At 69.7% G+C, this 14028-nt stretch carries 11 protein-coding genes; 8 read left to right on the forward strand and 3 right to left on the reverse strand.

From position 1 onward, the window contains the following. The first annotated feature begins 80 nt into the window (after positions 1-80). Genes Q0C41_RS14675 through Q0C41_RS14685 form a run of 3 tightly spaced genes read left to right on the forward strand, consistent with a single transcriptional unit; the run spans position 81 to position 3167 of the window. A complete protein-coding gene (locus tag Q0C41_RS14675) occupies positions 81-1652 on the forward strand; it encodes a DUF1800 domain-containing protein (RefSeq protein WP_291984621.1) in 1572 nt (523 codons plus the stop codon). Positions 1653-1663: 11 nt separating this feature from the next. After that, positions 1664-2893 (forward strand): DUF1501 domain-containing protein, encoded by a 1230-nt coding sequence (locus tag Q0C41_RS14680; protein WP_291984623.1) that lies wholly within the window; start codon positions 1664-1666, stop codon positions 2891-2893. A gap of 34 nt (positions 2894-2927) precedes the next feature. Beyond that, entirely contained in the window at positions 2928-3167 is a 240-nt protein-coding gene (locus tag Q0C41_RS14685) for a hypothetical protein (RefSeq protein ID WP_291984625.1), read from the forward strand. A 13-nt stretch (positions 3168-3180) separates the two neighbouring features. On the opposite strand, the gene Q0C41_RS14690 is transcribed toward Q0C41_RS14685, so the two are convergent. Then, positions 3181-4626 (reverse strand): aminopeptidase P family protein, encoded by a 1446-nt coding sequence (locus Q0C41_RS14690; protein WP_291984627.1) that lies wholly within the window; start codon positions 4624-4626, stop codon positions 3181-3183. A 25-nt stretch (positions 4627-4651) separates the two neighbouring features. Next, positions 4652-6298, reverse strand: coding sequence for a M1 family metallopeptidase (locus Q0C41_RS14695; protein WP_291984629.1), 1647 nt, complete (start codon positions 6296-6298; stop codon positions 4652-4654). Between the two features lie 131 nt (positions 6299-6429). On the opposite strand from Q0C41_RS14695, the gene Q0C41_RS14700 reads away from it, so the two are divergent. Genes Q0C41_RS14700 through Q0C41_RS14715 form a run of 4 tightly spaced genes read left to right on the forward strand, consistent with a single transcriptional unit; the run spans position 6430 to position 9883 of the window. Then, on the forward strand, positions 6430-7470 hold the full coding sequence (locus tag Q0C41_RS14700; RefSeq protein WP_291984631.1) for a Gfo/Idh/MocA family oxidoreductase: 1041 nt from the start codon (positions 6430-6432) through the stop codon (positions 7468-7470). Beyond that, positions 7467-9143 carry a DUF885 family protein gene (locus Q0C41_RS14705; protein WP_291984634.1) on the forward strand — a complete coding sequence of 559 codons (1677 nt, stop codon included), beginning with the start codon at positions 7467-7469 and terminating at the stop codon, positions 9141-9143. Before Q0C41_RS14700 ends, Q0C41_RS14705 begins: the two co-directional genes overlap by 4 nt. Before the next feature lie 54 nt (positions 9144-9197). Further along, complete coding sequence (locus Q0C41_RS14710; RefSeq protein WP_291984636.1) at positions 9198-9458, forward strand: CopG family transcriptional regulator; 261 nt, start codon at positions 9198-9200, stop codon at positions 9456-9458. Further along, entirely contained in the window at positions 9455-9883 is a 429-nt protein-coding gene (locus tag Q0C41_RS14715; RefSeq protein ID WP_291984638.1) for a type II toxin-antitoxin system VapC family toxin, read from the forward strand. Before Q0C41_RS14710 ends, Q0C41_RS14715 begins: the two co-directional genes overlap by 4 nt. Positions 9884-9972: 89 nt before the next feature. On the opposite strand, the gene Q0C41_RS14720 is transcribed toward Q0C41_RS14715, so the two are convergent. Further along, on the reverse strand, positions 9973-12165 hold the full coding sequence (locus Q0C41_RS14720) for a hypothetical protein (protein ID WP_291984640.1): 2193 nt from the start codon (positions 12163-12165) through the stop codon (positions 9973-9975). Positions 12166-12297: 132 nt separating this feature from the next. On the opposite strand from Q0C41_RS14720, the gene Q0C41_RS14725 reads away from it, so the two are divergent. Next, positions 12298-13584 carry a Gfo/Idh/MocA family oxidoreductase gene (locus Q0C41_RS14725; RefSeq protein ID WP_291984642.1) on the forward strand — a complete coding sequence of 429 codons (1287 nt, stop codon included), beginning with the start codon at positions 12298-12300 and terminating at the stop codon, positions 13582-13584. Positions 13585-14028 lie beyond the last annotated feature (444 nt).

The following is a 14028-nucleotide window of genomic DNA, read 5'->3' on the forward strand; positions in this document are numbered from 1 at the left end:
CTCGAGAAAGTTCTGTGAAACCGGCTCCGGCGCGGAACGCAGAGACGGGATTGGGCGCATCCTAGCACGGAGGCCACACCTTGAGCTCTGCCATACGCATTTCCATCGTCGGGCGACGGATTCCCTGGGTGGCAGGCTTTCTGGCCGCCACGACGCTCGCGGTGGCCGGTGCCGACCGCGCGCCGGCCCTGGACGCCGACACGGCCGTCCACGTCGCGAATCGGCTGACCTTCGGCGCGACCGCGGCGACCGTGGAGCGTCTGCGGCGGGACGGGCTCGCCGCGTGGCTGTCGGCGCAGCTGGGGCCGTCCGCGATTCCAGACGTTCCGCTCGAGGCCAGGCTGGCCCCGATGACCACGCTGGCGCTGACACCCCGGCAGCTCGCCGAGACGTACTACATCCCGGCCGAGCAGCGTCGGCGCGCCGCGCAGGCGGCGCAAGGGCAGGGCCAGGGCGAGGGAGCCGAGCCGGAGATGGCGATGGCCCGCCGGACGGGCGGGCCGGGTCCGGAGCGGCTGGTGGCGCTCGAGCTGGTGACCCAGAAGCTCGTGCGCGTGACGGACGCCGAACGTCAGCTCGAGGAAGTGCTGGTCGACTTCTGGTTCAACCACTTCAACGTCTTCGCGGGCAAGGGACCCGTGCGGCAGTACGCGTACGACCTCGAGCGGACGGCCATCCGTCCTCATGTGCTCGGGTCGTTCCGGGCGATGCTCGGCGCGGTGGCCGGCCACCCGGCCATGCTGTTCTATCTCGACAACTGGCAGAGCAGTGCGCCCGGGAGCCGAACGCGGCGGGGGCCGATGGGGCTCAACGAGAACTACGCCCGCGAGCTCCTCGAACTGCACACGCTGGGCGTCGACGCCGGCTACACGCAGGCCGACATCGTCGAGGTGGCGCGCGCGTTCACCGGCTGGACGATTCGTGGGCCCCGGCAGGGCGGCGAGGCGTTCTTCGATGCGCGACGACACGACCGGGCGGCCAAGACGGTGCTCGGGCAGGTGATTCCCGCAGGCGGCGGCCGTGAAGACGGCGAGCGCGTGCTCGACATCGTCGCGCGCCATCCGGCCACGGCGCGCCACATTGCGAGCAAGCTCGCGAGGCGATTCGTGTCCGACACCCCGCCGGAGGCGCTGGTGCGGCGGGTCGCGGCGCGATTCACCGCCACCGACGGCGACCTGCGCGCCACCGTCGAGGCACTGGTGACGGCGCCGGAGTTCACGGCGCACGAGGCGCGCCTTGCGAAGGTCAAGACGCCGATCGAATTCGTGGCGAGCGCGCTGCGGGTGCTGGAGGCGGACGTCCGCGGCGGCGGCCCGCTGCTGCAGGAACTGCGGTCGCTCGGCATGCCGCCGTACTACGCGCAGCCGCCGACGGGCTACAGCGACCGAGCCGACGCCTGGACGAGCGGCGGCGCGCTGGTGCAGCGGATGAACATCGCCGTGGCGCTGACCCACGGCCGCATGCGTGGTGTGAGCGCGCCCACGCTCCCCGCCGTCGAGGGCGACACACCCGAGGCGCAGGCCCGGGCGATGGCCCGGGCGCTGCTGCTGCGCGAGCCGTCGGCCGCCACGCTCGCGACCGTTGCGCGAGCGACGACGCCGCGAGAGATGGCGGCGCTGATCCTCGGCTCGCCTGAATTCCAGAGACGATAGGAGCCGGCGTCATGCACTCCCGACGCGTGTTCGTGAAGCAGGGCGCGGTGGCGCTGCTGAGCCTCGGCTTCGCGCCGCACTTCCTCGCCGAAGCGGCCGCCGCCGCGACGCGACGCCGCAAGGTGCTCGTCGTGGTGTTCCAGCGGGGCGCGGTCGACGGCCTGAACATGGTGGTGCCGCACGGCGACGGCGCCTACTACGCCGCCAGACCGACGATCGCCATCGCCGCGCCGGGCAAGGACGGCGGTGCGCTGGATCTGGATGGCCACTTCGGCCTGCACCCGCGCCTGGCGCCGCTCCACGCCTTGTACACGCGCGGTCAGCTGGCGATCGTGCACGCCTGCGGGTCGCCCGACCCGACCCGCTCGCACTTCGACGCCCAGGACTACATGGAGACCGGCACGCCCGGCGTCAAGAGCACGCAGGACGGCTGGCTCAATCGCGCCCTCGCGCAGCGGCACGACGCGGAGCACGCCGGCGCCATGCGGGCCGTGGCCCTCTCGCCGCAACTGCCGCGCGTGCTGCAGGGCTCGGCGCCGGTGCTGGCGATGGCCAGCCTCCAGCGCATGGCCCTCACCAGCGGCGCGCGGGCCGGCGACGCCTTCGAGGCGCAGTACGCCGCAGCCGCCGACCAGGTCCTCCGCGACACCGGACGCGAGGCCTTCGACGCCATGCGCACGCTGCGCGACGTCGAGACCCGTGGTCCCCGCACCGCCGCCGACGCGACGTACCCGCGGTCGCCGTTCGGCGAGGCGTTGCGGCAGGTCGCCCAGTTGATCAAGGCCGACGTCGGGCTCGAGGTCGCCTACGCCGAGATCGGCGGTTGGGACACGCACGTCAACCAGGGCGGTGCCGAGGGGCAGCTGGCCGGGCGGCTGGCCGACGTGGGCCGCACCCTGGGCGCCTTCGTCACCGACCTCGGCACCGGGATGCAGGACGTGGTCGTGGTCACGATGTCGGAGTTCGGGCGCACGGTGGCGGAGAACGGCACGCGAGGCACCGACCACGGGCATGGCAACGCCATGCTGCTGCTCGGCGGCCCGGTGCGCGGCGGGCGGGTCTACGGTCGCTGGCCGGGCCTGGACACGGCGCAGCGGGTCGAGGGCCGTGACCTGGCCATCACCACCGACTTCCGCGACGTCTTCAGCGAGGTGCTGACGTCACATCTCGGCGTCGGGGACCTGCGACCGGTGTTCCCGGGCCACGCGTGGACGCCGGCGAGGCGCCTCGGGCTGGTCTAGCGAACTTTCGCCCGGCCACGACGTAGGTTGGTGTGTGGCTACACTCAAGGCGCTCAAGTTCCTGTTCATCGCCCCGGTCATCGTGATCTTCCTCACGGTCATCAATCTGATGACCTGGGACGGCGAGTGGTGGGTGCAGTGGGCGGCGCTCGGCCTCGGCATCGCCTGGGTCTTCAGCCTGCTCAAGGTGATCCGCGGCGTCGTGGTCGCCGGCGGCCTCGCGGCCGTCACCGCCTACCTGCTGAACCGGCGCACCTCGACCTCGAACTGGTAGCCGGCCAGCCGACTCACGGCCTGGTCGGATTGGCGGCGGGCTGCACCTGCAGCCCGATGCCGCCCTTCCCCACCAGTCGCTCCAGGTCGTCCAGCGACGTCGGCAGGAACTCCGTGAAGTTCTCGTAGCCGTCCGACGTGATGGCGATCACGTCTTCATACCGGATATAGAGCGTCTCTTCCGGCACCCACAGCTGCGGGTCGATCGAGAAGACCTGCCCCACCTTCAGCGGCCCCCGGTTGTACGGCCCATCGTCGTGGACGGCGAGGCCGACCGGGTGCGACAGCGTGCCCCCACCCGTCTCCACCATCTTGCGCGCCGCCTGTTCGTACACCGGCTTCGACCACGTCGTCCGCGCCAACACCGGCGCCATCGCGACACGCGCCTCGTCGTAGATCTGCTTCGTGGTGACGCCAGGCCGCACGAACTTCAGGACCGCGTTGCGGTACTCGAGCACGAACTGCAGCAGTTCACGCTGCACGGGCGAGTACGTGCCGCTGACCGGCCACATGCGCGTGACGTCGCTCGTGTAGTAACCGTAGTCGGGCGCGAAGTCCATCAGCACGAGGTCGCCGGTCCTGAGCTGCGCGTCGTTGCGGTAGTAGTGGCCGTTCCAGATGTTGGCGGTGCCGGCCGCGGTGATCGATCGGTAGCCCTCGAGACGTGCGCCACCCGCCAGGAACATGTACCGGGCGGCCGCATCGAGCTGGTACTCGTACAGGCCGGCCTTCGTGCTCTTGATCGCCTCGAGAATGCCGAGGCCCGCCAGCTGCGAGGCGCGCCGGATCAGCGCAATCTCGCGCGGGCTCTTCACGCTGCGCATCTCGTCGAGAATCGGCGTCAGATCGCGCACGTCGAGCCGCGGCGCCCGCGTGCGCAGCAGGTTGACGAAGTGGGCTTCGCGCGAGACGCGGCCATCCCAGTAGTCGGCCGCGATGGCGGCGTTGGCGTTCTGGAGTTCGAAGCGGCTTTCGGCCGTGCCCTCGGCCGGGGTGAACATCGTGTAGACGGCCGGCGCCGGCGCCGCGGCCAGTGCCGCCAGCCACTCCTCGCCCATCGCTTTCGTGCTGACGACGGCGTCGGCCCCCGTCAGGCGCTTCACGAGATCGGCATCGTCTGCCGACAGCACCTTGCCCTCGCTGCGCTCGAGCCGCTCGTTACGCGGCGGCAGGATGAGCGTGCTCTGCCGCGTGCGCCCGTCCAGCACGAGATAGGCACCGGGGGTCTCGATGCCACTCAGGTAGTAGAACTCGTTCGACTGCCGCGGAAAGGCGAAGCCGCGCGCCAGCGGTGCGCCCTGGACGATGGCCACGGCGCGATCGCCGATCTTGTCGTACACGGTCGCCCAGCGCGCCGTGAACTCCTCCGGCGGGAAGTGCTTCTGGTGGTGAGGGGTCGTCTGCGCCAGCAGCGTGGCCGGAAGCAGGATCGAGAACAGGAAGAGAGCAACGCGGGTCATGACGATTCCTCGGGAGCGACGTCGACTAGCGGCGAGTGACGCGGGCATCCATGAGCACCCACGTGCCAGGATCCAGCACCACCGCCGTCGGCGCCTGGTCGGCGGCGAGGGCGAATCGCTGCTGCTTCTGTGTCAGGTCGATGGTCTCGATGCGGGTGATGCCGGCCGTGGTGATGGCGACCTCGATCGGCAGGCGATAGGCGTCGCCCGGCTGCGTCTGTGCCAGGTCGAGCACGACCCGGCGCGAGCCGGCCTCATGGGTCCAGTGGCCCTCGACGACGGGGGACCCGGCGCGCGACAGCCACTGCGAGAAGAACCACCGGAGATCCTGCCCGGCATGCGCCTCCATCACCTGGCGGAAGTCGTCGGTGGTGGCGCTGCCGTTGCGGTAGCGCCGGTAGTAGTCGCGGATGCCATTCCAGAAGGCGTCGGTGCCCATGCGGTGCCGCAGCATGTGCAGGGTCCATCCCCCCTTCTGGTAGATGATCCGGTTGAGCACCTGCTTCATGTCCGACAGGTTGTCGTGCAGCACGGCGACGCCGGGGTGCTTCGCTTCGAGGGCGAACACGGCCTCGCGGCTCCGCGTCAGTCCGGCGACGAACGCATCGCGGCCCTCGTGGTGCTCGGCGACCAGCAGCGTGAAGTAGGTGGCGAAGCCCTCGCTCAGCCACACGTCGTCCCAGTCGCGCTCGGTGACGGCATTGCCGAACCACTGGTGGGCGATCTCGTGCGCGATGAGCCCCGTGTCAGGACGCTCGAGGATGGACTTCTCGCCGTAGAAGATCACGCTCGCGTGCTCGGTGCCGCCATTGAACCCGGCCGCCTCGACGTTGGCGAGTTTCTCGTAGGCGTACGGCCCGACGTGTTCGCTGAGGAAGTCCATGGCCTGGCGCGACCGTCGCTCGAACCAGGCGGGGCCGACGGCCCGCTCCTGCCGATAGACCCAGGTCTGGTGTGGTACGCCCTTGACCAGCCCGTCGTGATGGACGGCGAACTGCGCGACGCCGATGGCGTTCAGCCACGAGGCAATCGGGACCGACTGCTTCCAGTGCGTGAGCCGACGCCCGTCGCCGAGATCGACCTCCTCCTGCAGCAGGCCGTTGGCCACGACCTGGTACCGGGCCGGCGCCGTCACGAGGAACTCGCTGGTCGCCTTGTCGTACGGGTGGTCGATCATCGGCAGCCACTGGCGGGCGTTGTTCGGCCAGTTCTCGCTGAAGAAGACCCGATCGCCGAACTTGTTGGGCAGGATGCGCAGCCCGCCCGCCGGCACCCCGCGATACCGCACCGTGACGATGCGGTCCTCGCCGACCCCTGGCGACGACGGCAGGCGGAGCACGAGCCGGCCGTCCTGATGCTGGAAGGGCACGGCCACGCCGGCCGATGTCACCTCGGCCACCGTCATCCCCTTGCCGTCGACCGGCGACGCCAGATCGAGCGCCACGGTCGTGACGCCAGCAGCCGTGAAGCGGAACGTGATGGCGGCCTCTCCCAGGATCTCGTCGGTGTCGTCGCCGAGCGTGAGCTGGAAGGCGTAGTGCACCGCGTCGACGCCGGGTTGTCGCGGGTACGTGTCGGCGCTCGCCATCGCACCGGGTCCCACCAGCAGCACACACCAGGCGAGGCAGTATCGTGCGAGGGCGGCGCGGGCAGGACGGCAGGTGAGGCGCACGAAGGCTCCAGAGAGTGGCGACGGCACGGGACGGCTGTGCTGGACTGAGGCCGGATCATAGCGTCACGCGCCGATCCGGGATCGGGCACGCCGATTGAGTTCGACGCGGCGAGTGCGTTCTAATCACGCTCGTGAACGACAACCCTCTCGACCGTCCCGTCAACGTCGCCGTCGTGGGCCTGGGCTTCATGGGCCTGACCCACATCAATGCGTACCGCAAACTGCCCGACAACGCGCGCATCGTCGCCGTCTGCGACGCCGTGCGCCTGCCGGTCAACGGCGTGCTGGCCGGTGTCACCGGCAACGTCGCCGGCTCGGATGCGGTGGACCTCGGTCCCGACGTGCGGGCCTACCAGAAGTTCGAGGACCTGCTCGCCGACGGCGAAGTCGACCTGATCGACCTCTGCGTGCCGACCCCCCTGCACGTGCCGCAGACGATTGCGGCCCTGCGCGCCGGCAAGCACGTGATCTGCGAGAAGCCGCTGGCGCGGACCTCGGCGCAGTCGCAGGAGATCGTCGACGCGGCGGCGGCCGCCAGCACGTTCTTCATGCCGGCCATGTGCATGCGGTTCTGGCCCGGCTGGGCCTTCCTCAAGGACCTGAAGGCCGACGGCACCTACGGCGAGATCCTGACCGCCCGCTTCCGCCGCGTGTCCGCACCGCCGGGATGGAGCCGCGACAGCTACTTCAAGGGCGGCGAGTCCGGCGGCGCGCTGTTCGACCTGCACGTCCACGACACCGACTTCGTGCAGTTCCTCTTCGGCACGCCCACCGCGGTCTTCTCGACCGGCGTGTCGCGCTTCAGCGGCGCCACCGACCACGTCGTCACCCAGTACATGGTGCCGGGCGGGGCCACGGTGTATGCCGAGGGCAGCTGGCTGATGGCGAGCGGGTTCAGCATGGCCTACACGGTCATGTTCGAGCGCGCGACGGTCGACTTCGACAGCGCGCGCGGCGACAACGCCCTGCAGATCCTCGAAGAGGGCAAGGACCCGCGCGTCGTCACGCCCGAAGGACCGGACGGCTACGTCGGCGAGTTGCACCACTTCCTGACCGCCATCCAGCACGGGCACCCGCCCACCATCGTCACCGCCACGGACGGCCTCAACGCCGTGCGCATCTGCGAGGCCGAGGAGAAGTCCGTCCAGACGGGTCAGGTCGTCACGGTGTGACGCGACGGCTCTGCCTGCTGGTCCTGGCGCTGACGACGGCGCTGGCGGCGCCGGCCCACGCCCAGGGCGGCACCTACGGAGCGCTGCTCGAGCTGTTTCGCGACTGGCGCACGTTCGAGGAGCCGCCTCGTGTGGACGGCATCCCCGACTACACGCCGGCCACCAACGCCAGGCGCCTGCAGACGCTGCGCGCGTTCCAGCAGCGCCTGCGGGCCCTCGACACGGCCGGGTGGTCCATCCCGCACCAGGTGGACCGTCACCTCGTGCGGGCCGAGATGAACGGCATGGAGTACCACCTGACGGTGCTCCAGCCGTTTGCCCGCGATCCGGCCTACTACGCGTCGATCAGAACCGACGAGAGCGACACGCCGGCCGAGGAAGGCCCGACCATCCATGGCGCGATTCGGCTGTGGCAGTACGGGATCTGGCCGCGGACACGGCTCGAGACCCCACGGCCGCTCACCCCGGACGAGACCCGTCGGCTCACCGGCGCGCTGCAGACCATCCCGACGCTGCTGCGCCAGGCCCGGATCAATCTCGCCGGCGCCACCGCGCGCGACCTGTGGGTCGGCGGCGTGCGCGCCTTCGAGGAACAGGCGGAGGCACTCGGCCGGCTGCAGGGCCTGGTCGGAGACGGCGATCGTGCCCTGACCACCGCGGTCGGCGCGGCCAGAGATGCCACGGAATCCTTCGCGCAGTGGCTGCGCGACGAGTCGCCGAAACGCACCGGTCCGTCGGGCATCGGCAAGGCGCAGTACACCTGGTTCCTGCGCAACGTCTTGCTCGTGCCGCTCTCCTGGGAGGACGAGGTCACCATCACCCGGCGCGAACTGGCGCGGGCCCACGCGGCGCTGCGTCTCGAGGAGCAGCGCAACCGCGCGCTGCCCCCACTGGAGCCGGCCGCCACGCCCGAGGCGTACGCGGCCCTCCAGGACCGCGCCCTCACGCGCTACCTCGATTTCATCCGGCGTACGGACCTGCTCTCCGTGCACCCGTGGATGGAGCAGGCCCTGCGCGAGCGCATGCCCGGCTTCGTGCCGGCCGCGACACGCGATTTCTTCTCGCAGGGCAATCACCGCGACCCCATTCCCCTCTGGACGCACCTGTACCACTGGTGGGACAACTGGCGGCAGCGCGAGGGCCTCACCACCAACCCGATTCGACGCGGCCCGCTGCTCTACAACGTCTGGATGAGCCGTGCCGAGGGCATGGCGACGTCCATGGAAGAGTGGATGATGCACGCCGGGCTGTACGACGACCGCCCGCGTTCACGCGAGATCGTGTGGATCATGCTGATCACGCGCGCGGCGCGCGGCCTCGGCAACCTCTTCGCGCACGCCAACGACCTCACGATGGCGGAGGCGGGAGACATCCACGTGAACTGGACGCCGCGCGGGTGGATGCGCCGCGATCCCCTCCTCGGCTTCGAGCAGCACCTCTACCTGCGTCAGCCCGGCTACGGGGCCAGCTACGTCACGGGGGGCCGGTTGATGGAGGAGACGATCGCCATGCGTGCCCGGCAGCTCGGGGACCAGTTCTCCATGCGTCGCTTCTTCGACGAGGTCGACGGGGTGGGCATGATTCCGGTGTCGCTGGTCTACTGGGAGCTCACCGGCGACGACCGCATGGTGCGCGAGCTCGAGGCCGGCGCGGGACCCCTCCCTCCGAGGTAGGGCGGCGCCGTCAGGCATCTGGACATCACTGCTGGCAGGCATCATGATGCGATCATGAGAACGACGCTGACGCTCGACCCGGATGTTGCCGAACGTCTCGCCAGCGAGGCCCGCCGCACCGGCAAGAGCTTCAAGTCCCTGGTCAACGACGCCATCCGACTCGGCCTGGGGCTGACCGGCAGGCCGCCGAAGGCCTCGCGCTTCAGCGTCGAACCGCACCCGCTCGGCCTGAGACCGGGCATCGACCCCGATCGGCTGAATCAGCTCGTCGATGAGCTGGAGGTCGAGGCCGTCGCCCGGACCCTGGAGCGATGATCGTCCCGGACGTGAATCTGCTGATCCACGCCTACAACAGCGAATCGCGGGTCCATGCGGCCGCCCGCGCGTGGTGGGAGGGACTGCTCAACGGCACGCAACCGGTGGGTCTTCCCTGGGTCACGGCGCTCGGGTTCATCCGCCTGACCACTCATCGCCAGATCCTCGTCCGTCCGCTTGAGGTGTCGATCGCGTGCGGCCACGTGCGGACGTGGCTGGCTCGACCGTGCGTCGCCATCCTGCACCCCGGCGACAGGCACGCTGACGTGCTTTTCGGGCTGCTCGAGCGGGTGGGTTCCGCGGGCAACCTCACGACCGATGCGCACCTGGCCGCGCTGTGCATCGAGCACCAGGCCGAACTGCACTCGACCGATGCCGACTTCACGCGATTCCCGGGACTGCGCTGGAAGAACCCGACGCGTTGACCTGTCCCCGGCCCTTTCCTTCGGGTCGGGCGGAGTGCGGTGGGTGTCCCCAGAGCGCCGGGCGATGTACTCCCTTGCGTCGCCAGGCGTCAACGAATGACGAACCACGTGTTCGAGCGCGGCTCGACGGTGGCGCGTACGGTGACGCGATCGTGGCGATCCAGCGTCATCCTGATCGGTGTGCCGTCCCGTTCGGCGACCAGAGCCGTGTCGCTCACGCCTGCGTAATACAGCGGCAGCGTGATGTCCTGGGTCAGCGGTGCGTCGCCGGGGTTGTAGATCATCGCCAGCCCCTTGATTGGCACCGCTGGATTGACGTGCAGGACGGCGTCCAGGTTGCGGCCATCGGCGCGGCGCACGTGGATGACATCCGATTCGAGGATGTCGCGGTAGCGCTTGAACCACGTCACCCACCTGACGACCGCGGCCCTGGTCTCCGGTGAGTCGTACAGCCGCGGGCCCCGATAGCACGCTTGCGCCCCGTAGCCGAGCGCATTGGCCAGATGCTGCTCGTAGTCGCCCAGGTGTTCGCGCAACGGCTCGAGGGTCGCCGCCGCACCGCCGCCGTGATACTGCACCAGCGGAACGAACATCCAGCCCATCGACGGCGTCTTCATCCACGTGCCATCGAACAGGTTCTGTCGCGCGTGGACGTGCTGCTGTTCGCGCGGCAGTGACCAGTTCGTCTCGCGGTATCCCATCCCGGTCTTGTTCGAGCCGGCCAGGAAGTAGTTGTCCGGCACGTTCAGGTACATCCCTCGCGCGCGAGCCCAGCGATAGAACTCGGTGATGCGCTGATACTGCGTCCACTGCGAGTCGTCCAGCCCGCGATGGCCGGGATGCCGCGTCGAGGCACAGACATCACCGGGGTAACTGCCGTCGTGCTCCAGCACGGAGAACCCCGTCTCCTCGATGAAGGTCTTCAGCCTGGCGAAGTAGTCCTGTCCCCATGTGCTGTTCAGGCACGGCGAGTTGCCGAAGATGGCGCCGCCGGTCGTGCCCGTCCGCGGATTGATGACGTCGTGGTCGTCGCTGATGCGCCGGCTGGCGAGCAGGGAATAGCCGCCGAACTCGATGCCCTTGCGCGTGGCGTACTCACGAAGGGCCTTGAACGTGGCGATGTTGGCTGGCGACACGTCTTCCATGTTCAGGCCGCTGCCGAAGCTGAGAATGACCATCTCGAAGCCCGTCTCGGCAGCCTGGTCGATGGCGGTCCGCACGACCTGCGGGTCGGTCGACGTCAGGTGCAGCATCAACGGGTTCTCCGTCGCCCACGGCGCCATCAGTCGATAGAGCCGGCGAATCGCCAGCCCCTGCCGCTCGCGGTCGTCGGTGTCGTGCACCAGCTCGAAGGCGCGGATGCCGGTGAACTCTGCGCCGGCCACGATGTCCACGTCCGGGCCGAGCGGCGGCTTCACTTCGAGCAGGCACGGCGTCTTCAACGCGTAATTGACCTGTGTCGTGTATGCCGGGTCGTCGGTCCAGAACACCGCACGGTGCAGGCTGGCGACCGACATCCCGCCGAAAGCGAAGTCGGTCAGCACGGTCAGGCGCGGCCGCTGCCATTCGGGGCTCGGGTCGACCTGTGACTCGGCCTCGACGACGCGCAGGATCTCGCTCTTGAAGCTGTTGAGGCGGAGCGACCGGCTGCCGCGGTTGTGGATCGTGATCCACTTGGCGAGCAGGGGGATGCCGTCGTACAGCTCGTAGTGCACGGCCACGGTCACGCCCGGCAGTGCACCCGCAGGGGGTACGAACCACAGCGTCAACGACACACCGGGCGGCGGCCACGCGCTGTGGCTCGCGTGCCGCGCGCGCGTCCATGCCATGCGCTGGACGGGTGCGCCGGTCTCGAACCGTTCGAACTGGAACGCTCCCGGCTCCGCGGTGAGCGCCTCCACCCACTCGGGGCGCAGGTAGGCGAGGTTCGGCTGCCCGACCAGGCCGCCGATCGCGTACCGTCGGCCGTCGATCTCGACCTCGGCTTCGGGCGCCACGGCGCGAAGCAGCGACTCGTGTGTCGTCAGGTTGTCGAAGCCGACCGTCGCCGCATTCGGCGCGACGCGGATCGTGCGGGAGATGAGGCCGTTGCCGATCGTCAGTTCACGGCGCTGGGGGTCGTGATGCACGGCGGCGCGTGCGACGGCCTGCCCCAGCAACCAGTCGCCAGTCGCCGGCTGCGCGGCAAGGGGAGACGAGAGCAGAAGCCCCCACAGCAATGCGGCGCCGCGCAATCGGGCGACCAGCGATGGCCCGTGGGCGATCGGGTGAGAGTGGCTCATGGTCGTCATGGATCGAGCGGCATTCTACCGCTCGGCGAGTTCCGCGTTAGGCATCAAGCGTCACGCGTTCTCCCCTGGTGCCATAATCGGCGCGGCGCGCGATCTGCGGCTGTGGGCGGGCGGGAGGTCATCATGACGACGGGCGAACGGGACTTGGTGTCGCGGCGGCAGTTCGGCAAGGTGATGGGGGCGGCGGGGGCGAGCCTGGCGATGCCAGTGCCTGGCGTGTTTGCCCAGGGCTCCGACAAGGTCCGGGTGGCGATGGTCGGGGCCGGTCAGCGAGGCACCGTGGATGCCATCTACTGCCTGAAGTCCGCCCCTGGTGTCGAACTGGTCGCGATCGCGGACCTCTTCCAGGACAAGGTGGACGCGGCGCTCGCGAAGCTGAAGGCCGAGGTGCCTGGCAAGGTCAACGTCCCCCCCGGCCGCGTCTTCCTCGGCTTCGACGCCTACAAGAAGGTGCTGGCACTCGACGACGTGGACCTTGTGATGCTGCTCACGCCCCCGGGCTTCCGGCCGGAGATGGTGGGGGCGGCCGTGGATGCCGGCAAGCACCTGTTCGTCGAGAAGCCCGGCGCCGTCGATCCGGTCGGGGTCCGGGCGCTCGTCGACGCGGCCGAGCGGGCCCGCCAGAAGGGGCTCTCGCTCGTCGTCGGCACCCAGCAGCGCTACGCGCCGCAGTACCTCCAGCTGATGCAGCAAATCCGCGACGGGCGGATCGGCGACCTGACACACCTCGAGGCCTTGTGGATCGGGGACATGGAACTCTGGCACTACCACGATCGCCAGCCTGCGTGGAGCGACATGGAGTGGCAGGTGCGATGCTGGCCGCTCTTCACCTGGCTCTCGGGCGACCACTACGTCGAGCAACTGGTCCACAACCTCGACATCGTGAACTGGGTCGCCGGCGCGACGCCCGTCGTGTGCCAGGGCCTCGGCGGGCGGCAGGTCCGGACCGGGCCGCAGTTCGGCAACATCTTCGACCACTTCTCCGTGCGTTACGAATACGCCAACGGCCTCACGATGTTCGCGATGGCCACGCAGCAGCGCGGCATCAGCACCCGCGTCGGCAACGTCATCCACGGCACGAAGGGCACGGCCCACGTCGATCGCGCGACGGCGATCATCAAGGGCGAGAAGCCGTGGGAGTTCGACGGCGACGGATCGAGCGGCGACCTCGAGATGCACGGCGCGCTGGTGCGCGCCATCCGTGAGAAGACGCCGATCAACGAGGGCGTGAGGCTCGCCGAGGCGACCATGACGGGCATCATGGGGCGGATGAGCGCCTACACGGGCCGGGCGCTCAAGTGGGACTGGGTGATGAACGCCTCGAAGCTCGACCTGCGGCCCGCGCGGTACGAGATGGGGCCGCTTCCGGTCGAGCCCGTCGCGATACCCGGCCGCACCCCGCTGATCTGACGCCGGGGAGGCGACCGGCGCCCGGATGGCTGCTGGGCGCGTGGACCCTCTTTCGCCCAGATACCGCAGGATCCGGTCGATCACGGCCGCCTCCTCGATGGGGCGCGACGGTGGCACGGAGACGGCGGGCGGCTTGAGACTTCTCGGCCTTTGCAGGGCGGGTACGCCCGTGTGTCAGCCAGCGCGCTCTTGTCAGCCGGGAACCATCTCCAAAGACTGACTTACACGCGTCGAGGGCCGCGCTCGGGCGCCACGGGAAGGGGAACGGGCTGTTGAAAGCACGATCGTCTTGCCGACACCCGGCGGCAAGGCGTCGTACGGCGATGCCGTGGGCGGGATCGGCTCGTCCTTGGTCGAGGCAGTCGCGCTTGGGGCAGTCGCGGTCGGGGACGCGGCGGTCGGGGGCGCGGCGGTCGGGGGCGTCGAGGCCTCGGGGGGCGCCGG

Origin of the sequence: Luteitalea sp. (assembly GCF_022842525.1) — a bacterium.
Classification (GTDB): domain Bacteria; phylum Acidobacteriota; class Vicinamibacteria; order Vicinamibacterales; family Vicinamibacteraceae; genus Luteitalea.

What these genes read in the sequence shown, in the direction of transcription:
- Q0C41_RS14680 (WP_291984623.1), top strand. Translation starts at nt 1,664, where the DNA reads ATGCACTCCCGACGCGTGTTCGTGAAGCAGGGCGCGGTGGCGCTGCTG.
- Q0C41_RS14690 (WP_291984627.1), bottom strand. Translation starts at nt 4,626, where the DNA reads ATGACCCGCGTTGCTCTCTTCCTGTTCTCGATCCTGCTTCCGGCCACG.
- Q0C41_RS14710 (WP_291984636.1), top strand. Translation starts at nt 9,198, where the DNA reads ATGAGAACGACGCTGACGCTCGACCCGGATGTTGCCGAACGTCTCGCC.
- Q0C41_RS14715 (WP_291984638.1), top strand. Translation starts at nt 9,455, where the DNA reads ATGATCGTCCCGGACGTGAATCTGCTGATCCACGCCTACAACAGCGAA.
- Q0C41_RS14720 (WP_291984640.1), bottom strand. Translation starts at nt 12,165, where the DNA reads ATGAGCCACTCTCACCCGATCGCCCACGGGCCATCGCTGGTCGCCCGA.
- Q0C41_RS14725 (WP_291984642.1), top strand. Translation starts at nt 12,298, where the DNA reads ATGACGACGGGCGAACGGGACTTGGTGTCGCGGCGGCAGTTCGGCAAG.